Genomic DNA, 19,825 nt, shown 5'->3' on the forward strand with positions numbered 1-19,825 from the left:
CAGGAAGTCGCGGGGGCGCTGCCGAAAGTGACGGCCGTGGTCCCGGTCAGGCCGGTACCGGTGAGGACCACACTCGTCCCGCCGGACGCCGGGCCCTCGGCGGGCGAGACGGACAGCAGCGAGGGCGCGTTGAGGTAGTAGAAGAACACCGGCCCCGAGGTGCCGCCGAGGGTGGTCGCGGTGACCGCCACCGCGCCGGTGCCGGCCGGGGCGACCGCGGTGATCTGGGTGGCGGAGTCGACAGTGCAGGAAGTCGCGGGGGCGCTGCCGAAAGTGACGGCCGTGGTCCCGGTCAGGCCGGTACCGGTGAGGACCACACTCGTCCCGCCGGACGCCGGGCCCTGGTTCGGCGCGATCGCGGTGAGGGTCGGCGTCGCCGCGTAGGCGTAGGCGACCGTGTTGCTGAGCCCGGCGGGTGTGCGCACGGTGACGTTGACCGTGCCGGTTCCGGGCGGGACGGTCGCCGTGATCGTCGAGGGGGTGTTGACCGTGTACGAAAGTGCGGCCGCGGATCCGAATGTGACAGCGGTGGCGCCGGTGAACTGGCTTCCGTTCAGGGTCACGGGATTGGTGCCCGCCGCCGGACCCGTGTGGGGCACGACCGAGGTGAGGACGGGAGGGGCCACGGTGACTCCAAGGGGTGTGGTCGGCCTGGCTGGGCCGCGAGCTGGGGGGCACGCAAGCGGTGCGGGCGGGCGTAGGTGAGTTCGCACCGCTTCCGTGGGGCACGGGTCGGTAGACCGGAGCAGCCCTGACCCGTGCGCAGCCGTGCGCAGCCGTGCGTCCGGGACACCGTCAGATGCCGGGGCCGGACACGTAGGTGAATGCGCCGCTGACGGCGGCGCTACCGCCCTGGGTGGTCACGACGACATCGGCGGAACCTGCGGCGCCCGGCGGTGTGACGGCCACCAGCGTGGTGTTGTTCAGCACGGCGAAGGACGCGGTGGTACCGCCGAAGGTGACGGCCGTGGTGGACGCCAGACCGGTGCCGTCGACGGTCACCGAGGTACCACCGGACGTCGGTCCCGAGGCGGGGGTGAGCGAGAGCAGTGTCGGCGCGTCGACGTAGGCGTAGGTGAGCGGAGCGGTCGTGCCCCCGGTGGTGGTGACGGTGACGGTGACCGAGCCACTGGAACTGCCGGCCGGAACGGCCACCGACAGCTGGCTGTCCGAGACGACCGTCGGCGTCGCGCTGCTGGAGCCGAAAGACACGGCGGTGGCTGTGGAGAGTCCGTAACCGTTGACGGTGACCGTGTTGCCACCCGCGGTCGGACCGGAGCCTGGGCCCACGGACACCGCGATCGGCGGGCTGATGCAGAAGAAGGAGAGCGAGTTGCTCGTCCCTCCCGCGGTCGTCACGCTGACGTCGACGACGCCGCAGCCCGCGGGGGCGATGACGGTGATCGAGGTCGGCGTGTTCGCGGTGATCGTGGCCGTCCGGGACCCGAAGTGGACAGCGGTGGCACCGGACAGGTTCACGCCGGTGATGGTGACAGTGGTTCCGCCGCTGGTAGAACCTTGGTTGGGACTGATGGGCATGAAGGGTTCCTCCTCACTCGGAGGTCCTCTCCGAGCAGCGACTGGGTGTCCCGATCCACGGACGTCCCGAACCGGCCCAGGCCGACACGCCCCGCCGCCGGCGGATGTGGGGAGGTGCGCAGGCCCCTCCGGACGGGATGAGTTCAGTCCCGGGAGAGAGGCTCGTCCGCGGCGACTCGATGGACCATCGCCCATTGATACAGACACCCGAATTAACCCATCCGAGTGAGCACCCCACCAAGAGAATTGACACGACATCAACCATTTGGCGGAGCGCGCACGGCGCGCGGCGGCGCGTTGCGGTGGTACATGGCCGCCTGTCGGGCCGACACGACCACAGAAGGCTCCACGACGGGCCGAGCCGGCGTACACACCGCCCTGCATCGGTGCGCGGGCAAGGGCCGTGAAAAGCGGAGCGACAGCGACGTCGGCCCCGAAGACGGGCCGGATTACCGACGACCGCGGCAGTCCTGGCGAACCACACGGCCCCCGGGCAACGGTGTCACGGCTGGCCAGCGCGGACACGCCCTCACCCCCAACACAGCCACTGCACTCGCCAAGTAAGGCGCAGTCACACGCGGTCGACGCAACTCGCGGCTGTTCAGGATCTACAGGTCGAACTCGAGGTGCTCGATGTCGGTGAGGCGGACCTCCTCCAGTTGGCCGGCACGGCGGCCGTTGTCCTGGAAGTACACCTCTTTGAGTGCTTCGGCGGCGATCTGCTGGAGCTGCTGGTCGGTGGCACCCTGTTCCTGGGCGTCGAAAAGGCGCGCGGCGTGGTGGGGCGGCAGGGCGACCGTCAGGTGCCGGAGCCGGTCCTGGTCCGTCGTCCCGACCGGCGCGGTGTAGCCGAGGCGGGCGCGGGTGTCGATGACGATGCCACCCGTGGTAACCGCCTTCTGCCGGGCCTGAGCGCGGATCTGCGGCTGCCACCGCTTCCTCACCTCGTTCTCCAGGCGGGCGGCGAGGTCCGGGCGGGGCTTTTTGATCTGGTCTTTGACGTACCGTTCGACCGTCCGCTGGGAGATGCGCAGCATCTGGGCGACCGCCTTGGTGCCCTTGAGCTGCTTGACCAGGTACCGCATCTGGGCGCCCGCGCTCTTGGGTACCGGGCGGGTGAACGCCTTCTGCACTGCGGCGTCCAGGCCGTCCCCGAACATGCTCATCGCGGTCTACTCTCCGGTGTCCTGGTCGGTGACGGTGCCGTCCTTGATGTACCGGGCGAGGTTGAGTTCCGGGGCGTTGAACTGCTCGCGGATGCCCTCGCCCCACAGCACGCTCTGAGTGCCCTCCCACTTCACCAGACCCGGGTTCACTCCTAGCCTGAAGCCGCCCGGCAGCGGCTTGCCGTCGCGGTAGGGCAGGAAGTCCAGGGGCGAGGGCCCGTCGGACGCGTAGACCGCGCAGTCCGAGAGGACCGCCACCGGGTACTGTCCGGTGAAGGCGGCGTGCTTGACGATCTTGCGGTGCATGTTGATCCGCGTGCGAGAGATGACGGCGGCGCGGATGTCCGGGCGCCACGTCGGCCGGGCAAGGGCCCGCCACGGCTGCCCGGGCTTCCACCCCTCTCCGCGCGGACGCTCGCGCAGCTTGCCGATGCCGCCCTTCACCGTCGCCTTGACCGCGGACACCACGATCGCCAACTCCGGGTCACGCTGCCGGTAGCCGTCCATGGCCGCCAGGAAGTCGGCCGGCGGCAGGTCGGCGTCGACACCGAGGTCGGACATCGTGGCGAGGTAGGCGTCGCGCAGCCGGTTATACCAACTGTCCAGGTATCGCCCGTTGTCGTAGCGCACCCAGGCCTCGATCGGGCGCACCTCGTAGCCCAGCTCGACCGCGTAGGCAACGGTGGGCGTGGCGTACCACGCTGGGTCTTCGGGCTGCTCGCCCTTCGGCGTGAACGGGTTCGGCAGCAGGCTGCCGTCCAGGTCCACCCATGTGTCCTTGGCGACCTTCACCCTCGACAGGTCGACATGCGACAGATCGACCAGCCACGAGCCGGGCAGCTTCGCGTCGAACGCCGGCGCCTTGATGTGCGTCGGCGCGCCGAGGCCGACCGTGAGGCCGTTGGCGCCGGCGGCGAACGCCATGTTCACGTCGATGCCCACCAGGTTGCGGCGCAAGCATTCGTCGTCGGTGAGCGGACGTGCCCAGTCGTATGCCTCCTCCACCAGGACCTCCGCCGGGGTGCGGTGGTGGAAACGTGGCAGGTCGGCGAGCAGTGGGTGCCCGTCGGGAGCCTCGCACGGCGCGCAGTCGACCGGGTCCTTGCCCAGCGATCCGGGATTGTGCTCGGAGTGCCGCTTGCCGTCGGTGTCCGGCTCGGACGCGCGGGTCGGCGGGTGCAGCGCTGTCATCAGTTCCAGCCCGGTCACGGCGGTCGATCCGCGCGGCGTCATCACCCTCGACGCGTACGTGCCCAGCAGCCGGGCGAGGTCCGCGGGTGGCAGGTGGGCGGCGTCGGCCCAGTGGCGGGTGTCGAGCGCGTCCCACGACGGGATGCACAACTGCACGCAGGCCCGTTCCGAACCCGTGGCGGGGCGGTAGATCCGCGCCCACGGCCCGAACCCGCGCTTGGTCAACTTCCAGTTGGCGCGCGTCAGTTGCTTGATGACCTTGTGGCCCTCCGGGATCCGTCCTGCCAGGCGCTCCTCCTTCGTGAGCGTCACCGGCAGGCCGTAGTGCTCGCACGCGGTCTCGGTGAGCACGATCAGCGGGTCGGCGTCCTTGCCCGGCCCGGACAGCTTCGGCTGGCCGAGCCGCCCCTCGCTCAGCGTCCACTCCACCAAGGCCGGAATGGACTTCGCCGGTACGTCCAGGACCAGGCCGCCGACGCAGTACGCCAGTACCTGGCCGTCGGCGACGTCGACGACCGCAAGCGGCCCGTTCTCGAACCGCGGGTCAGCGCCGCCTGCCGGGAGGGGCTTTCTCTCGCCCTGGCGGCGCGGCGTCGGCGTGGTCGTGGCGGCCGGGTGCGGTGCGGCGGCAGGGGCGGCGGGGCGGTGTGCGGTGTTCGCAGGTTCCGCAGCTGGGCCTGTAGGTGCGGTGCGGGCTTGGGCCGGTTCGGCTGCCGGTGGCGCGGGAGCGGCTTCAACGGCAGGCGTCTCGGGGGCCGCCGTGTCCTTGGGGGGCACGGGAGCGTTGGCGGGGTAGAGCTGGGCGAGCTGCTTGAGCATGCGGGCGTACGCATCGCGCTCCGGCGGCCTGGGCTCGGTCTTGCCGGCCTCCCAGCCGCTGACCGTCGCACGCCGCACCTGCAGTGCGGCGGCCACCTCGTCCAGCGTCAGGCCGTGCGCCTGGCGCAGCCGCTTGCGCTCCTGCGGCAGCGGCAGCGGGGAGCGGGACGCGACCAGCGCGTCGACCGCGTCGAACAGCTCGGACATGCAGCACCTCCTGTCCCGCAACCCTAGCGTGAAGCGCACATTTCGCGTACCAAACGCGTACGGGTGCTGTGAATGGTGGTTGAGGGTTCACGGTTGCTCCTGGAGGGCGCCCTCGGGCTTGGGCTGGTGCAGGCTCTCCGTCCGAGGGTCCGCGGCGGTGTCCTGGCTCTGCCTGAACCGGCCGGGGAGAACCGCTTGGTGTGAGAGATCCGGGAGAGCAGACGGCCGCCGTGCACCGGCCATCGCGGTGGCAGAACGCCCGGGGGGGGGCACGGGTGAGATCGTCAAGGGACTTGAGCGGGAGTTGCTGACCCGTCCCGTACCCACGCGTGACGCCGCTGTCCGGCTCCTGCTCAGGGCGGAGAAGGGCTCCCCGAAGAACGTGGCGGTGCTCCTGGGGATCTTTCAGCGCACGGTACAGGCGGGTCACCACCCGGCCGGGAATGCGCCGCCGTCCCAGTGCCGTGCACGCGGGGCTGATCGATGAAGCCGTCAGGGCACGGTGGCAGCCCCTGGTGCGCTCCCGCCGGCGGGAGCGGGCCGAGGCCGACAGGGTTGTCCTCCACACCAGGGCTCGGTCCGGATTCACCGCTCCGGCAGGCTCGTCGGACGATCCGCGAGTACAGCTGATCACCCAGTACCTGTCGGGAGAAGCGGCCCCGCGAGCAGTTCGCCGCACGGGACGCCCACGGAGGCGAGCAGCAGCGGATGGTGATCCCCGCCCGAACCCCGGAACATACCCACTTCCAGGACGCAGGCCGACGCGCCCACGGTCTCGGGATCGCCTTCACCAACGTGGAGTTCGCCGAGTTCTCCATCGACTGACCGTGCACCAGGGTTCGGACTCAGCGCGAGGGCGTGGCCTGACGCCACGTCAGCATCGCGTCGTAACGCTGTGCTTCCTTACGTTCGCGCCAGTCCCACTGGATGCGGCCGGCAGGTCCGGAGCGCTGGCCGGCAGGCGGCTGTGGCGGGCATAGCCTCGCTGCCTCCGCCACGCAACAGGTGGGTGCGGCGTGGGCCCCGGCCAGCAGATGCTGGTCCTGGCCGGGCGCGAGCCGGGCGAAGCACACGGCGGCACCCGGTGGGCAACGCAGCCGTCGGTATAGCGGGCGTGGTCATGCAGCGCCAGGGTGTCCGCGATGTCGTCGTAGTCGCCGGGGCGGGCGGTGGCAAGCTGTTGGAAGGAGACGCCGGTGAAGCGCGCGGCGGCGAGGGCGGCGGCCAGACGGGGATGGGCGGTCGCGGCGGCCAGGCGTCGGACGGCTTCCCGGGCTGTCTGCTCGGTGAGGGGTGTGGGTGGCGGGCGGTGCCGGAAAGTGATCGGCGGCGGCGCGCACGGGGCGGTACAGGGGGCGAGGCTGCCGTAGGAGACGAGGCGGTCCAGCACGGGCAGAGTCAGCCAGCGGTCTGCTGGCCAGCCGGACTCTTCAACAGGCGGAGCGGCAGCGGCGGGTGTGCCGTAGTAGTGGCGGCGGGCAGACGAGGGCGATGACAGGCCGGAGTCTTGTCGGTGTGGCGGTAGCTCAGGGTGCGGGGCCGCGATCTGCTGGCCTGTTCGGCCGTCGCGACCTTCAGCACCCCGAGCACGCGCAACACGTCCCGGCGGGGGTTGTTCGACGGTACCGCCGGGTTCTCCTCACGCTTCCCCGCCATCAGCTCCGCTCCTTCCCCGTCGTCTGTCGCGCGCGGCCACCTGCCGGGCGCCGGCCTCGCCCGGCCGCAGAGGGCATCCGGCCCCCGGACCCCGATGATGTCCTCTTCCACGGACATCACATAGAAGTTCAGGAGGAGAGAAGAGGTTGTGACAACGCGGCGCGCGGCCGTATCTGCCTGGTGACCTGTGGGTTTTCAGTGTCACCGGGTGCCGGGCACCAACGCGGGTTCCACAGTGGCGCCCCAAGCCCGTGCCACAGGAGGCCGGAGCGGCTTGCCCGGCGCTGGCCGGGCTCGTGGTCGGGGCGGGCGCGCCGGGCGCCTGCTGGTGGTCGGTGCGTGGTCATCGTGGTGGCTCCTTCGCTTCGGGCCGCCCTGGTGGGCGGTGATCGGCCTCTGCACGCTGCTCCCTCCAAGTCCAAACCGACCGAGCACGACCTGCCGTTCTCGACCTGGAGTTTGTCCAAGCTGGCGGACTTCCTGGTAGCCGAGGGGGTGGTCGACGACATCAGCCACGAGGGCCTGCGCATCCTGCTCCGCGAGGAGGGCGTCTCATTTCAACGCCTGAAGACCTGGAAGACCTCCCGCGATCCGGACTACGCGGCCAAGAAGGCCCGGGTTGAGCACCTTTACGCGATCGCCGACGGCGAGGTCATACCCGAGGACGGCGAGCCCGAAGTCATCTTCTGCATGGACGAGTTCGGACCGCTCAACCTGATGCCGCACCCCGGGCGGCAGTGGGCCGAACGCGGAGGCAAGCACAAGGGCCCCGACCGTGAACCACGCCGGCGGCGCCGGGCGACCTATCATCGCTACGGCGGAGTGCGGCACCTGTTCGCCGCCCTGGACCTGGCCAAGGACAAGCTCTACGGCCACATCAAGCCGATCAAGCGGCGCACCCAGTTCCTGGCGTTCTGCCGCTACCTGCGCACGCTTTACTCGGCAGAGGTGCGCATCGCCATCATCTGTGACAACTTCTCCCCGCACCTGACCACGAAGAAGTGCCAGCGGGTCGGCACCTGGGCCACGGCGAACAACGTCGAGATCGCCTACACACCGACGAACTCCTCCTGGCTGAACCGGATCGAGGCCCAGTTCACGGCCCTGCGCTACTTTGCCCTCGACGGCACGGATCACGCCGACCACAAGGGGCAGGGCAGCATGATCCGCCGCTACATCATCTGGCGAAACCGCCACGCCGACGACCGGCGCCTACGCGCCGTCGTCGACAGTGCCAACGCTGCCTGATCCGCGCTACACGCCGGTGGCGCCGTCGATGCGTTCCCGCACCAGATCGGCGTGGCCGTTGTGGCGGGCATACTCCTCGATCATGTGGACGTAGATCCAGCGGAGGCTGACGTCCTGCTCCATGAAGCGACCGATGTCGGCCAGCGCACGGTCGGCGCAGAGCTCGCGAGCGCGGGCGATCTCCGCGTGCCAGGTGGCGAGGGCGTCGCCCAAGGTGGCGCCCGAAGCCAGCTCGAAGCCGCCGTCCACACCATCCGGGTCGGCCTGCGGGTCGAAGATGGGCGGAGCCTGTTCTCCGGCGAACACTCTGCGGAACCAGTTCCGCTCCACCTCCGCCATGTGCTGGACGAGGCCGGTCAACGTGAAGCCGGACGGCGGCACGGACGCGACGGCCGCCTGCTCATCGTCCAGGCCCTCACACTTCATGGCCAGCGTGGTGCGGTGGAAGTCGAGCCAGCTTTCGAGCGTGGTGCGCTCGTCGGCGTTCAGGGGCGGCATAGGGCGTTCGACGGTGCTCATTGGTCGATTATCGCCAGCGGTCGAAGCCGTCGGCAGGCAGGGCCGACAACGCGGCGAACGTTGCCTGATGCGGCACTAGCATGCCCTCGCCCCCGTTCGGTGATGAGCGTGTGCTGAGCGTCGATGTCAGGCTCGGTCCACAACCGCGACCTCAGCCGAGCGGTTTCAGGCGTTGCGCGAGCAGTGGCGTGGCTTCGGCGGGATCGATGTCGCATACCAACAGCCCGGGCCTTCCGTAAGGCTGATGGCTGAGCAGCACGCCGTCCGGCCGCACTACGGCTGATGTCGTGGGCGATCCCGGGCTCGCGCAGTTGACGGCGGCGACGTAGCAATTGTTCTCGGCGGCGCGACATAGAAGTGCCTTCTCATGGAAGGAGTTTCTCGGGTCGGCGAATTCAGTTGGCTGAAACGCGCCGGGCTCCGCTTCGCTATAGTGCGGGTGGAACACCAACTGGGCACCGTTGCGAACGGCCCAGCGTACCGTCTCCGGATAGCGAAAGCCCTCGTGACAAATCACGATACCGAAACGGACGCCGTCGACTTCGAATATCCGGCGATCACTGCCCGCCTCGTATATGGAATCTTCTTCCGGGTCGAGCTGCACCTTGTCCTGATATCCCGCTCGATCGCCGTCGGGTCGAAGTACGAGCGTGGTCAGACGTGGCTTGTCGGAAACGTACCGCTCCGTACCGAGCACCACGTAGATGTGGCTCTCCCGCGCGGCCTGGGCGATGCGCTCGTGCGCGGCTTCCAAGAAGTCGGCGCTCACGGCCTTACGCGATTGCGGCGGCCATGGGTAGCCCGGCACGTACGCTTCCGGGAAGCACACGATATGCGCGTCGGCAGCAGCAGCGGCTCTGACCGCACGCTCGGCTCGCACCACGGAGTCTTCTGGATTCTCGGGAATTTCGAGGTTGGCGAGCGCGATGCGAAGTCTTGTCATGCGACTCATTGTGCTGCACAGCCCGGACACCTGAGGGGCGATGCGGTGCACTGCCCAGCGGCCGGGCCGTCGCCTTCGGTGAATTGTTCGCGCCGCGACCGGCTCCGCCCCACCACACCACGCCGCTCCGGACCACCGCTCGCTGTGATCAACCTCGCCGACAGCCGCACATGCGCCCCGTACCTCAGCCGACCCCGCTGATCTCGTCCCAGGGCATGGCCAACGCATCGCCTGAGGACGGGATGCGCTCGCGAGCCCCGAGGCCATCGCCCGCTACGGCTGCGTCGACCTGCTCTGCATCGACGAGCTGGGCTGCATGGAACTCGACCGCCGCGGCGCCGAACTCCTCTTCCTGGTCCTGACCGAACGTGAGGAGAAGAACAGCGTCGCCATCGCCTCCAACGAATCCTTCTCCGGCTGGACCAAGACCTTCACCGACCCCCGCCTCTGCGCGGCCATCGTCGACCGCCTCACCCTCGGCGGCAACATCATCGAGACCGGCACCGACTCCTACCGCCTCGCCACCACCCGCGCCGAACAGCAGCCGGTCAGCTGAACGCTGAGCAGCGAGGAACCATCCGACCCTCAGTTCTCCATGAATCGCCGACGCCGGTATCCGCAAGCACTGAGCGTTTTCAGCGGTGCCTCTCCAGGGTGAGGACGGCTTTGGTGATGACGGTCATGCGGTTGGGGCTGATGCGGGATCTACGGAAGATCTGCCAGGACTTCAGCCGTGCCATGCCTCGTTCGACGGGTGCCCGGGCCGCGGCCAGGGATCGGTTCCCGGTCCGCTCGGTGAGAGTGAGTTCGCCGTTGGGTGGGCGGCGCTTGGCAGTGGTGACCCAGTCGCCGGCGCCGATGTAGGCCATGTCGGCGAGGACCGGGACGCCCTGGCGCGCGCAGATCCGGAGGATCCTGTGGGTGCGGGCGGCCGTCAGATCGTGGGTCCGGCCCGGCAGGGCGGGCGACAGCCAGAGAATCTTGCCGGCCGGGTCGGTCACGACCTGCACGTTCACGCCGTGCCGCTTGTGTTTCGAGGAGTAGTCGGCCCTGCCGTCGCCGACGCGGTCGCACTCGGTGAGCGTGCCGTCCAGGAGGGCGAAGTCCGGGTCGTGCGCGCGCAGTGTCTTCAGCAGGCCCGGTGCCTGCTCGGCGAGCAGTTCGGTGACCGCGGTGACGTAGGCGTGGGCGGTGCCGACGGATATCCCGAAGGCCGTGGCGATTCGGGCGAGGGTGTCGTGGCGGCGCAGGTACACGAGTGCGACCAGCGCGCGCCGGTGCGGCGGTAGTTTGCACCGCCGGTCACCCTCGCGGGTGACGATGAGCATCGTGACCCACTCAACCAGGGCGTGGGGCAGGTCGAGTGCGGCAGGATACGGAACCAACGGGGCTCCTGTGCTGCTGAGTTGAGACGTCGAACACCTCCCTCAACGGCACGGGAGCCCTGTCCGTTGCGCGCCCCGACCCCACACCACTCCCGTCACCCGATCAGTGGCCACACTGAAAATGCTCACTGAACGGAGTTGCCGGCACGAGGTGAGAGCTGAGGGAGACGGCCCTGCGGTCGAACTCGGCGTCCAACCTGGCAACGAGCCTGCCAAGGTCTGTCCGGGTACCACGGGGAAGCCACAGCAGCACATCCTCCAGACGGTCTCGCGCCACCAGAGGGTCACAGCGGTCACAGCCCATCACCGGATCCGGCAGAACGCGCCCCGGTAGCCCCAGATACCACCGGCACTCCGCCAGGGCAGCGGCAACAGCCCCCGGCCACAGACGCTCTTCTTCCAACCTGACGGAGGCGTGGCCCGAAGGTGGCATCCAAGTGCTTCCCCGGTCCCCCTCAGCGGTAGAGGACGACGAGCGAGGCGAGTAGGAGCGTCGTGGAAGCCGTGAGGCCCAGGATCCGGTAGCGGCTCCATGCGGCCAGTGCGAGCGAGCATGACCACGCTCCGCCCACGATGGCGGCCGTCCAACCGCCGGCAGTCGCTTGTGCGGCGGCGAGGGGTATCGGTGCCAGCAGGATCGTCGGCGGAATGACCGCGAGCCGAGGTCTGATGTCCAGTTGCTTGTGGACGATCACCAGGACGATCACGGCGGTCGTAAAGGTGAGGGGGAGGCGACGCGCCGGCCTTTGAGACGGTCATGGCCCGCATCAGAGTCCCGCGCACCGGCCTGGGCAGGCCACGAACACGACCCGACTTCGTCCTTGCGGACCGGGCCCATGCATCCCGGGCAATCCGCCGGCATCTTCGCAGCCGAGACATCCAGGCCGTCATCCCGCAGCCCTCTGACCAGGTCGGACACCGCCTCCGGCGAGGCCGTTCCGGGGGTCGTCCGCCCAGCTTCGACGCGGAGGCATACAAGCGACGCAACACCGTCGAACGGTGCATCACCCGTCTCATGCCATCGTCGTGCCACCAGGTGAAGTACCAGTACACAGTCGGCCAGGGCGTTCTGTGGAAGCAAAGATGTCAACCGGTGTGCTTGTGGATCACGCCGAGATAGAGGCGTTCACGATGGGGCACGTGGTCGTCACGGCCAGGCGTGAAGAACACCGCGCAGACGTCAGCGGGTTGGGTAAGGATGCTGGATTGCTCTCCGAACGTGAGGCGGTCGTTGACGTCGTGGCGGCAGTCGACTGCATCAAGGCCAGCGATCAGGTCTTCTCGGAGCACTGTGGACGGGTAGGACTGTGATTCGGGCAAGACCAGGGGCGGCAGCTTGGTCGTCGAGCCTGGCCGGAGTCTGATCCAGATTCCGCTTACAAGGTGTTGGGTGATAACCAGCTCCAGGCCGTTCCAGGCGTGGGGGTAGCCGTCAATATCCGGTCTCATCCGGATAGCGGGGTGCGGGCGTCCTGGACCCAGGAGATCCTCGGCCTCGGTCAGCGGCATGCCGCAGTGAAGGGGGCCGACACGGCCGGTCCGGGCGAAGTCGACGAGCACGTTCATCAAGGTCATGACGGCGACTCTGGCATCTTCTCGTGCTGGCCCACACCTGCATAATGCAGGGCCCTCAGCACGGCTCACCAGGTCGGCACGATCGCGTACCCCAACGTTCGCGGGCGCTGCGCCGGCCTGCCGCCTCTCCGTGCCATCGAACGCGGCTTCGGAACCAGGTGCGATCCTGCAGTGATGAACCATCTCGGCGACACCAACCTGCGCACCTGGACGCTGCGCTTCATGGCCCTCCTCGCAGCCGACACCCAGGACCAGATCGCCTGGCTGGGCGAGCGTGAGCTGGGGACGAAGGACGCAGTTGAAGAGGCGGAACTTCTCTGCCGCGTCTCCGAAGGACTCGCTGAACGTGGAGTGTTCGAGCCCGTGGATCTGCGCGGCCTTCGGGCCATCGGCCGTCGCCTCGGCGAGATCGATACCGCCTGCCGCGTCGGCCTCTGGGCCAACTCCCTGACCACAGACCCGGCGTGGGACGACATACGTTCCCTCACCCGTCAGTTCCTCCTCACGAATCTGGGCGACTGGCGTCAGCCACTGCCACGCCCCGCGCGCCCGCATACAGGTGACCATTGAGCACGTCGGGCCGCCCAGGCGACTCAAACGCAGCCGGCGCCGCACACACGAGATCCCGAGACCGTCATGGCTACGTCAAGCAGCGTTCAACTTCGCGGTGCGCCCGCGGCGCCTCCCGAAGTCGCGAACATCTGCTGTCCGTTCTCATGAACAGAGCCAGGAGCTCCATCCAGCCGCAATGACCCTCAACACCCCTGTGAACCCGTGCGGTCACGGCACTCGACACCTCCGATGCGGCTGTGCGCCGCTGGCACCAGTTTGCCGATCGTGGTGGCCAGCGTGGCTCCGAGGACGCTGACGCCGACCAGGGGCAGCCAGATCGCGGCTGCCCCCGTGGACAGCAATCCGGAGAGGGCGGCCGGAGCGACCGCTCCTGCGACAGTCACGGCGAGTTGGTTGAGGGCCAAGTACCGGCCGCGGAGAGCGTCTGGGGCGCTCTCCGCGGCGACAGTCGACGTGATGGGGCCGCCGAGGATTTCCCCGAAGGTGTAGCTGACTGCACCGAGCAGCACGACGCCGACCGCGAGGGCGAGCGTGGCCGCGCGGTGGGCGGCGAGGAACAGGAGGTAGCCGGCCGCGAAGCAGGCGTGTCCGGCGACGAGGACGCGGCTGCGGATCCGCCCTCTGAGCCACCCGACGACGATGACTTGGCCGAAGCCGACCATCAGGGCGTTGAGCGCGTAGACCGCGCCGGCCGTCCAGCCAGGCAGTCCCAGCACGTTCACGGCGTAGACCGGTATCGCGATGTTGAGGGCGAACAAGGAGATCGCGAAGCACAGCTGATGCGCGACCAGTGACAGGTACCGCCGGTCCCGGAGCACGCGCCCCCATCCGCCGGCAGCGTCCTGGCCCGCCTCGGGACGGACATTCGGCACGACCCGCATCAGAACGAAGGCGGTGGCATAGGACAAGGCATTGACGACCACGATCGCGGCGTAGACGCCGCGCGTACCGAAGCTGACGGCGACGGCGGTGAGGAGGCCGCCGAGTGCGTAGCCGAGGTTGCGTACCGACCCCAGGAGACCGAACCAGTGCTCGCGTCGGCCGGGCACGGCCAATGCCGTGACGGTCACGCCGTAGCAGCTGAAGAACACCGCCCGCCCGGCACTGTTCAACCAGGCGCAGAGGGCGATCTGCCAGGTCTGGCCCACGAGGAGATACCCGGCGAAGCCGAGCGCCTGGGCCAGGTTTGCCGCCTGCAGTACCGGCTTGGCGCCGTACCGGTCGACCAGTCCGCCGGCCAGCGGACCCGCCGGGAGCGCCAGCAGCCCGGCCGTCGTCAGTGCCGTGCCCACCTGCACCAGCGTCAGCGACGTCGTGGCCAGGAAGTACAGCATCGAAACGGGGACGAAGACGCCAGTGCCGATCGAGTCGATGACGATCGCTGCGACGAAACGGCGGTGGCGGGCCATCGAGGGACGGCCCGCGCTATCGGGAATAGTCACGACCGGACGGTATAGATTCTATACCGGTATCTACAACGCTACCGGGAGTCGTGCATGGGTAACGCCTACAACGTCATGGCCGCGACCTGCCCCAGTCGCACTGTTCTGCACCGGATCGGGGCGCGCTGGACGGTGTTCATCGTCAACGCGCTGGACAACAGGCCGATGCGATTCACCGAACTCAAGGCGCATATCCGGGGGATCACACCGAAGGCGCTCACCGAGACGCTTCGCACGATGGAGTACGACGGTCTGATCTCTCGCACGGAGATTCCCGCGCATCCCCCGCACGTCGAGTACGCCCTCACCGACCTCGGGCGGTCACTGCTGACACCCCTACGTGCCGTACGGGAATGGGCCGAGAACCACGTCCCCGACATCGAACGCGCCCGCGCACAAGCCGACGCGCAACGGTAACTGCGTTCGCGGCGAGCCGTACCGGATGGCGGCCGCGCACGAGGATCTCGCCTCCACGCCGGCCGGACGGCGCTTGGCCCTGGGGCCCGCCTGGCTCTTCCACCCGGGTCAGCGCCGACGTGGACGAAGCCCGCCGGGCTCTGACCGCCCACAAGGCAGGGCGCGGCGACGGCGAGCGAGTCTGTTTGCGGCCCGCCGACGGCCAGTACTTCCGGCATGTGCTGCAGCGCAGCGACGGCGGCATCGACGAGGTGCCTGAGCCACTCGGTCTGCCGGCCTTGTCGAACCCCGCTTACCCCTGCGCATGCCAGGTCGCGCCTCACGCCTGCTGGGGGCCACGTGGGCGAGCGCAGCCCGAGCTGTGCGGGGCCGTACCGGTCGGCTTGGCCGGGTGAGTTCGACACGGCGCGCGTCCGACGCCGACCGGGGGCCGGAGATCCGACGGGCGGTCCGGGGCGAGGTCCTCCGCGCCAAGGGACGCGGACGAGGACGAGTCGCACTCCGCACGCCACAGCCGCCAGGTCCACCGGTATGCCTCTGCTTGCCGATCGGTCGCAGGTTTCAGGTCTGCGGGGGCCAGGCCGCCACGAGGTCCAGCAGGCCGGGGAAGCGGGCGTTGAGGTCGTCGACGCGGACGTGGCTGCGGCGCTCGAGGCCGTACTGACGCTGGCGGGTGACGCCGGCTTCGCGCAGCGCCTTGAAGTGGTGGGTCAGGGATGACTTGGGCCGGTCAATGCCGAACCAGCCGCAGGTGTGGTCGAAGCTCTCGGATTCCAGGAGGAGTTTGCGGACGATCGTCAGGCGCAGGGGGTCGCTGAGTGCGCCGAGCACGGTCTCCAGGCGCAGGTCGTCCAAGGCGGGCTCCGGCAGGGGTTCGGGCAGGCCGGACGGCTCAGGATGCGCCTTGAAGGCGGGCACTGCCGCCGGGGTGGCGGGCATGGGCAACTCCTTATAACGCAATTCCTATGTACGACTTTGATCGTACTGCATGTTAAGTTCGACTCAACTCGTACTACTGGAGTGTCAGAGACCAGATCGAGAGGAATCGCCATGTCCGAGACCCGGACCGCATGCGAAACAGCCGTCGAGGGGCAACGGCGAGCGGACGCCACGCGGACCGCCGTACGGTCCGCCGCTCCACTGTGGTGGGTGTGGCTCGCCGCGTGGCCGGTCACCGCCGTATTCGTGCTCTCGAACGCGGCGACCCCGCTGTATGTGCTGTGGCAGCGCGACATCGGGTTCTCCAAGGGCACCCTGACCGTGGTGTTCGCCTTCTACGTCTTCGGTCTGATCGGCTCGCTGCTCGTCTCCGGTGTGGTCTCCGACCGGCTCGGCCGCAAGCCCGTCCTGCTGCCCGCCCTGGCGCTCGCCCTGGCCGCCTGCCTGATCTTCGCGACCGCCACCAGCGTGGCCGCGCTGATCGTGGCCAGACTGTTCACGGGCATCGCGGTAGGCGCCGTCGTCTCGGCCGGCATGGCCGCGGTGACCGACGTCGCCGGGCCGGAGCGCAAGCGGATCGCCGCCCTGCTCGCCTCCTGCGCGATGGTGTTCGGCGCCGGACTCGGCCCGCTGCTGGCCGGGGTGCTCTCCGAGACGGCGCCCGCGCCGACCGTCACCGTCTTCGTCGTCGAGGCCGTGCTCCTTGTCACGGCGGCGCTCGCCGTCCTGCGCATGCCGGTGCGCCGTCCCGAGGCGGGCGCCAAGGGCTCATGGATCCGGGTGCCCGGGGTCCCGCACGGCAACGGCCGTCAGATCACCCTGGGCATCGCGGTGTTCGCACCCGGCATCACCGCCACGTCCTTCGTACTCTCACTCGGCCCCTCGCTACTGTCCGGCCTGCTGGGCGCCACCAGTCGGATCGTCGCCGGAGCCATGGCCTTCGTGATGTTCCTCGCCGCCACCGGCGTGCAGTTCGCCGTACAGCGCCTGAAGCGGCGCACCATCCTCACGGCCGGCGCGGTCAGCACCACGCTGAGCATGCTCACACTCATTGCCGCCGTGCACACCTCGTCCGTGACGGCCCTGGTCGTCTCGGCACTGCTAGCCGGCGCGGGCCAGGGCATGGGCCAGCTGGGGGGCCTGTCGCTGCTCAACTCCAGCATCCCACCGCAGCGCCTCGCCGAGGCCAACGCCGCCCTCAACGTTGGCGGTTACATCCCGGCCGGCATCCTGCCCGTCTCCGCCGGCTACCTCAGCGACGCGCTGGGCCTGACCAACGGCGCCACCATCTTCGGCACTGCCCTGATGGCCCTTGCCGTCATCGGCGGGCTCACGGTCCGCGCAACCCGGCATCACGTGACAGACCCGGCCTGACAGCCAATTGGGCCCGGAACGCGCTCGAGGCATGGCGCACCAACCCACGCGCGCGGGAAGCAGCGGGTGGTCGGGCCGGTGGATCTCAGGAGACCCGGGAACGGTCCACCACTGGGGCGGCCTGCTCCGGTTCGCTCCTCGGCTGCTGCGTCTCGCCGCAGTGCGCGTCCGGCGCCCCGGAACCGGCCTCCGACGTCCTCGAGCGCCGGTATCCGTCGGTGGCCCAGACGGTCAGCGCGCAGGTCGCGAACCCGGCTCCGAGGAGGCTGGAGGCGGCCCAGCCGTGGGAGGTGAATACGGAGGTGGTGGTGGCCGCGCCGAGGGCGGAGCCGAGGGAGTAGAAGACCATGTAGCCGCCGATGACAATGCTGGTGCGCTCCGGGTGCGCGGTGGTGAGCAGGTGCTGGTTGCTCACGTGCACGACCTGGACCGCGAAGTCGAGCGCCACGATGCCGATGACGAGCAGCCACAGGGACCAGGGCAATTGCGCGGTCGCGGCCCAGGAGACGATGAGCAGGGACAGCGCGAGGCCGCTGATGGGGGTCGACCGTCCGGCGTCCGACCACCGTCCCGCACGTGCCGCGCCCAGTGCGCCGGCGAGTCCGGCGATGCCGAACAGTCCGATCTGGCTTTCGCTCAGATGCCACGGGGCGTTCGCCAGGGGCAGGGACAGGCCACTCCACAGGGTGCCGAACGATGCGAACAGGAAGAACGCGATGAGACCGCGTGTCAGGAAGAGACGCTGGCCGAACAGCCCGCCCAGCGAGATGAGGGCCTGTCGGTAGCCGGCGGGCCGCCGGGTGCCCTCTTCGGGCGGCAGCGTACGCGGGACGAGGGCGGCGAGGGTGATGGCGAGGACACCGAGCGCGGCGTACATGCATCGCCAGCCCCACACCTGCGCGAGCACACCGGTGACGACCCGCGCGCCCAGGATGCCCACCACAACGCCCGAGGTCACGACGCCGATGGTGCGTCCGCGCTCGGCGGGTGGCGAGACCGAGGCGGCGTAGGCCACCGTGGTCTGCACCACGACCGCGAACATCCCGGCCAGCGCGAGCCCGGCGAAGGCCGTCCACGCGGCTGAAGCCGCAGCCGTCACGAACATGCCTGCCGCCGTGAGGGCCAGGTGCACCGCGATCAGTCGGCGCCTGTCGACGACCACGTCGCCGAGCGGCACCAGCAGCACCAGACCGGCCAGGTAGCCGAACTGGCCGGTCGAGACGATCCACCCGGCGTGCTGTGCCGACACCCCGAGGCTGTCCCGCATGGGGGACAGCACTGTCTGCGCTGCGTAGATGCTCGCCACCGCGACACCGCACACGATCGCGAGGAGCAACCGTCGCCAGACGCCCATCACACCCCCGACGAAATGAGTAGCAAAATGAAACCGATTCGACCGTAGGGCATGATGGTCTCGATCTGCAACTCATCGGGAGGTGTCATGCCGCGCCCCGCCACAGGCACTCCGAGCCCCGCCTGGACCGATCCTGACTGCCCGGTGGCCCGCACGCTCGACCTCGTCGGTGACCGGTGGAGCCTCCTGGTCATCCGGGACGCCATGGACGGGGCTCGGTCCTTCACCGAGTTCCAGCGACGCACCGGCATCGCCCGGAACATCCTCACGGACCGCCTGCGCAAGCTCACCGCCCACGGGGTCCTGACCCAGCAGGCCGCGCCCTCGGGCCTCCGCCAGCAGTACGTACTCACCGACGCCGGCCGCGACCTCTTCCCCGTCCTCCTCACATTGCGCCAGTGGGGAGAGCGCCACGCCTTCGAACCCGGCGAGCCACACTCCACCCTGGTCGACGGGCACGGCACCCGGGTCCCGGACATCAAACCGACCGGCACCGACGGCGCCCCCATCGACGCCGACACCACACACGTGCAGAAGACCGGCAGCGAACAGCCACGGTGAGGCGACGGCCGACGAGAGGGGCACCGTCCGTGCCCGGACACACACAACGACGCGGCGCGCCCAGCCGGTTCACGGGCGACACCCGCAGGCCCAGCTCCGACAGCAGGGAGCGTTGATTCCGATGACCGCACAGCCCGCGCGCCCTCAGGGCAGTGGTCCAAAAACCGCCTCGGTCATGGATGTCTCGCCGTTCAAGCCTTCTCTGGTCAAAGCAGTGTTCAGGGACGTGACCCCGATGCACGTCTCTCGGTCGGCCGCGTGGGCCGCAGCGTCGGTGACGCGGACAGTGCTGACGGAGATCATCGACGGCGCGAGGAGAGCGGCGGCGGAGGAGGCCCGGAGGAAGCTGATTCCCGGGGACCTTCTCTCGGCGATCGACCGGAACGTCGAGCTCGAGGTGGGGGACAAGTGGTACGAGCACAGCCCGACATTTCAAGGCCGGACCGGTGTCCTGTACGACGCCGAGGGTGTCGTCGTGCCTTCTCGTAAGCGCAGTGGGTCGCGCAAACCGAGTGCTGTGGTCGGCGCCCACAGATTCGAGGCCGGGGTCAAGAAGCTGCTGTGGAGCCAGGCGGCGACGGCCGTCCCGGCGATGGTCCGCGACCTGGACGGAATCGCGAGCGTGTTCCTGACGGACCTCGCCCGGGACGCGGCCATGGTCGTCCGCGACGGCGGGGTCAAACGATTCGGTACGGTCACCCCGGTGATGTCGGGCGAACCGGCCTCACCCCCGTTCCTCAAGGATTCCCTCCGGGCTCTGTCCGCCCGCCGGGGGGACACGCGGACCATCGGCAGAGATGACATCCTGGCCGCCACCACGATGCAGTTGTTCGGCGGCAACCTAAGGCAGCGAGCCCTCACTGAGGCACGCGAGGCGACACAGAACACTCCGGCCGGCTGAGCGGGTGCGACCGACA

General features: G+C 69.2%; 18 protein-coding genes and 3 pseudogenes. 8 read left to right on the forward strand and 13 right to left on the reverse strand.

Annotated elements, in window-relative coordinates; translation table 11 throughout:
* The 5 genes from ACIGA3_RS10020 to ACIGA3_RS10040 all read right to left on the reverse strand — a co-directional run.
* Window positions 1–626, reverse strand: a 626-nt coding sequence (locus tag ACIGA3_RS10020; RefSeq protein ID WP_399712570.1) for an IPT/TIG domain-containing protein, incomplete at its 3' end; no start/stop codon positions are given.
* Between the two features lie 169 nt (window positions 627–795).
* A complete protein-coding gene (locus tag ACIGA3_RS10025) occupies window positions 796–1,539 on the reverse strand; it encodes an IPT/TIG domain-containing protein (protein ID WP_399712572.1) in 744 nt (247 codons plus the stop codon).
* Between the two features lie 608 nt (window positions 1,540–2,147).
* On the reverse strand, window positions 2,148–2,705 hold the full coding sequence (gene tpg / locus ACIGA3_RS10030; protein ID WP_399712575.1) for a telomere-protecting terminal protein Tpg: 558 nt from the start codon (window positions 2,703–2,705) through the stop codon (window positions 2,148–2,150).
* A 6-nt stretch (window positions 2,706–2,711) separates the two neighbouring features.
* The gene (gene tap, locus ACIGA3_RS10035; RefSeq protein WP_399712578.1) at window positions 2,712–4,922 is read right to left on the reverse strand and encodes a telomere-associated protein Tap; all 2,211 of its coding nucleotides are present in this window, start codon (window positions 4,920–4,922) and stop codon (window positions 2,712–2,714) included.
* A gap of 1,398 nt (window positions 4,923–6,320) precedes the next feature.
* Window positions 6,321–6,578 (reverse strand): hypothetical protein, encoded by a 258-nt coding sequence (locus ACIGA3_RS10040; protein ID WP_399712580.1) that lies wholly within the window; start codon window positions 6,576–6,578, stop codon window positions 6,321–6,323.
* 411 nt (window positions 6,579–6,989) lie between these two features.
* Between ACIGA3_RS10040 and ACIGA3_RS10045 the strand changes: the two are divergent.
* Window positions 6,990–7,826 (forward strand): annotated as a pseudogene (locus ACIGA3_RS10045) (IS630 family transposase); the annotation flags it as partial.
* 6 nt (window positions 7,827–7,832) lie between these two features.
* Here the strand turns inward: ACIGA3_RS10045 and ACIGA3_RS10050 are convergent.
* Together ACIGA3_RS10050 and ACIGA3_RS10055 are read right to left on the reverse strand one after the other, a co-directional pair.
* Window positions 7,833–8,345 carry a DinB family protein gene (locus tag ACIGA3_RS10050; protein WP_399712583.1) on the reverse strand — a complete coding sequence of 171 codons (513 nt, stop codon included), beginning with the start codon at window positions 8,343–8,345 and terminating at the stop codon, window positions 7,833–7,835.
* A 151-nt stretch (window positions 8,346–8,496) separates the two neighbouring features.
* Window positions 8,497–9,288 (reverse strand): carbon-nitrogen hydrolase family protein, encoded by a 792-nt coding sequence (locus tag ACIGA3_RS10055; RefSeq protein WP_399712586.1) that lies wholly within the window; start codon window positions 9,286–9,288, stop codon window positions 8,497–8,499.
* Between the two features lie 265 nt (window positions 9,289–9,553).
* Between ACIGA3_RS10055 and ACIGA3_RS10060 the strand changes: the two are divergent.
* Window positions 9,554–9,844: pseudogene (locus ACIGA3_RS10060) on the forward strand (ATP-binding protein); the annotation flags it as partial.
* Window positions 9,845–9,923: 79 nt separating this feature from the next.
* Here ACIGA3_RS10060 and ACIGA3_RS10065 read toward each other — a convergent pair.
* Both ACIGA3_RS10065 and ACIGA3_RS10070 read right to left on the reverse strand, forming a co-directional pair.
* Entirely contained in the window at window positions 9,924–10,673 is a 750-nt protein-coding gene (locus ACIGA3_RS10065) for a transposase family protein (RefSeq protein WP_399712589.1), read from the reverse strand.
* Window positions 10,674–11,128: 455 nt separating this feature from the next.
* Window positions 11,129–11,380, reverse strand: a complete 252-nt coding sequence (locus ACIGA3_RS10070) for a hypothetical protein (RefSeq protein WP_399712591.1) — start codon at window positions 11,378–11,380, stop codon at window positions 11,129–11,131.
* Between the two features lie 23 nt (window positions 11,381–11,403).
* On the opposite strand from ACIGA3_RS10070, the pseudogene ACIGA3_RS10075 reads away from it, so the two are divergent.
* Window positions 11,404–11,688 (forward strand): annotated as a pseudogene (locus ACIGA3_RS10075) (transposase); the annotation flags it as partial.
* A gap of 71 nt (window positions 11,689–11,759) precedes the next feature.
* On the opposite strand, the gene ACIGA3_RS10080 reads toward ACIGA3_RS10075, so the two are convergent.
* Window positions 11,760–12,248, reverse strand: a complete 489-nt coding sequence (locus tag ACIGA3_RS10080; protein ID WP_399712593.1) for a hypothetical protein — start codon at window positions 12,246–12,248, stop codon at window positions 11,760–11,762.
* A gap of 174 nt (window positions 12,249–12,422) precedes the next feature.
* Here ACIGA3_RS10080 and ACIGA3_RS10085 point away from each other — a divergent pair, with 174 nt between their 5' ends.
* The gene (locus ACIGA3_RS10085; RefSeq protein WP_399712595.1) at window positions 12,423–12,818 is read left to right on the forward strand and encodes a hypothetical protein; all 396 of its coding nucleotides are present in this window, start codon (window positions 12,423–12,425) and stop codon (window positions 12,816–12,818) included.
* Between the two features lie 185 nt (window positions 12,819–13,003).
* Here ACIGA3_RS10085 and ACIGA3_RS10090 read toward each other — a convergent pair whose 3' ends face one another.
* The gene (locus tag ACIGA3_RS10090; RefSeq protein WP_399712597.1) at window positions 13,004–14,263 is read right to left on the reverse strand and encodes an MFS transporter; all 1,260 of its coding nucleotides are present in this window, start codon (window positions 14,261–14,263) and stop codon (window positions 13,004–13,006) included.
* 54 nt (window positions 14,264–14,317) lie between these two features.
* On the opposite strand from ACIGA3_RS10090, the gene ACIGA3_RS10095 reads away from it, so the two are divergent.
* Window positions 14,318–14,680, forward strand: a complete 363-nt coding sequence (locus ACIGA3_RS10095) for a winged helix-turn-helix transcriptional regulator (RefSeq protein WP_399712600.1) — start codon at window positions 14,318–14,320, stop codon at window positions 14,678–14,680.
* A gap of 561 nt (window positions 14,681–15,241) precedes the next feature.
* Here the strand turns inward: ACIGA3_RS10095 and ACIGA3_RS10100 are convergent.
* On the reverse strand, window positions 15,242–15,619 hold the full coding sequence (locus ACIGA3_RS10100; protein WP_399712602.1) for an ArsR/SmtB family transcription factor: 378 nt from the start codon (window positions 15,617–15,619) through the stop codon (window positions 15,242–15,244).
* 111 nt (window positions 15,620–15,730) lie between these two features.
* Between ACIGA3_RS10100 and ACIGA3_RS10105 the strand changes: the two genes are divergently transcribed.
* Window positions 15,731–16,993 (forward strand): MFS transporter, encoded by a 1,263-nt coding sequence (locus ACIGA3_RS10105; protein WP_399712605.1) that lies wholly within the window; start codon window positions 15,731–15,733, stop codon window positions 16,991–16,993.
* A gap of 85 nt (window positions 16,994–17,078) precedes the next feature.
* Here ACIGA3_RS10105 and ACIGA3_RS10110 read toward each other — a convergent pair whose 3' ends face one another.
* The gene (locus ACIGA3_RS10110; protein WP_399712607.1) at window positions 17,079–18,347 is read right to left on the reverse strand and encodes an MFS transporter; all 1,269 of its coding nucleotides are present in this window, start codon (window positions 18,345–18,347) and stop codon (window positions 17,079–17,081) included.
* 87 nt (window positions 18,348–18,434) lie between these two features.
* Here ACIGA3_RS10110 and ACIGA3_RS10115 point away from each other — a divergent pair, with 87 nt between their 5' ends.
* Entirely contained in the window at window positions 18,435–18,908 is a 474-nt protein-coding gene (locus ACIGA3_RS10115; RefSeq protein WP_399712610.1) for a winged helix-turn-helix transcriptional regulator, read from the forward strand.
* Window positions 18,909–19,029: 121 nt separating this feature from the next.
* Window positions 19,030–19,809, forward strand: coding sequence for a hypothetical protein (locus tag ACIGA3_RS10120; RefSeq protein WP_399712613.1), 780 nt, complete (start codon window positions 19,030–19,032; stop codon window positions 19,807–19,809).
* Window positions 19,810–19,825 lie beyond the last annotated feature (16 nt).

The sequence above is a fragment of the Streptomyces sp. NPDC085596 genome, assembly GCF_044541565.1.
Taxonomy (GTDB): Bacteria; Actinomycetota; Actinomycetes; order Streptomycetales; family Streptomycetaceae; genus Streptomyces.

Excerpts from the sequence above, each read along its gene's own strand:
- ACIGA3_RS10085 (WP_399712595.1), top strand. The coding sequence starts at position 12,423 with ATGAACCATCTCGGCGACACCAACCTGCGCACCTGGACGCTGCGCTTC.
- ACIGA3_RS10095 (WP_399712600.1), top strand. The coding sequence starts at position 14,318 with ATGGGTAACGCCTACAACGTCATGGCCGCGACCTGCCCCAGTCGCACT.
- tpg (WP_399712575.1), bottom strand. The coding sequence starts at position 2,705 with ATGAGCATGTTCGGGGACGGCCTGGACGCCGCAGTGCAGAAGGCGTTC.
- ACIGA3_RS10120 (WP_399712613.1), top strand. The coding sequence starts at position 19,030 with ATGACCGCACAGCCCGCGCGCCCTCAGGGCAGTGGTCCAAAAACCGCC.
- ACIGA3_RS10110 (WP_399712607.1), bottom strand. The coding sequence starts at position 18,347 with ATGGGCGTCTGGCGACGGTTGCTCCTCGCGATCGTGTGCGGTGTCGCG.
- ACIGA3_RS10040 (WP_399712580.1), bottom strand. The coding sequence starts at position 6,578 with ATGGCGGGGAAGCGTGAGGAGAACCCGGCGGTACCGTCGAACAACCCC.
- ACIGA3_RS10055 (WP_399712586.1), bottom strand. The coding sequence starts at position 9,288 with ATGACAAGACTTCGCATCGCGCTCGCCAACCTCGAAATTCCCGAGAAT.
- ACIGA3_RS10080 (WP_399712593.1), bottom strand. The coding sequence starts at position 12,248 with ATGACCTTGATGAACGTGCTCGTCGACTTCGCCCGGACCGGCCGTGTC.
- ACIGA3_RS10115 (WP_399712610.1), top strand. The coding sequence starts at position 18,435 with ATGCCGCGCCCCGCCACAGGCACTCCGAGCCCCGCCTGGACCGATCCT.
- tap (WP_399712578.1), bottom strand. The coding sequence starts at position 4,922 with ATGTCCGAGCTGTTCGACGCGGTCGACGCGCTGGTCGCGTCCCGCTCC.
- ACIGA3_RS10025 (WP_399712572.1), bottom strand. The coding sequence starts at position 1,539 with ATGCCCATCAGTCCCAACCAAGGTTCTACCAGCGGCGGAACCACTGTC.
- ACIGA3_RS10105 (WP_399712605.1), top strand. The coding sequence starts at position 15,731 with ATGTCCGAGACCCGGACCGCATGCGAAACAGCCGTCGAGGGGCAACGG.
- ACIGA3_RS10050 (WP_399712583.1), bottom strand. The coding sequence starts at position 8,345 with ATGAGCACCGTCGAACGCCCTATGCCGCCCCTGAACGCCGACGAGCGC.
- ACIGA3_RS10100 (WP_399712602.1), bottom strand. The coding sequence starts at position 15,619 with ATGCCCGCCACCCCGGCGGCAGTGCCCGCCTTCAAGGCGCATCCTGAG.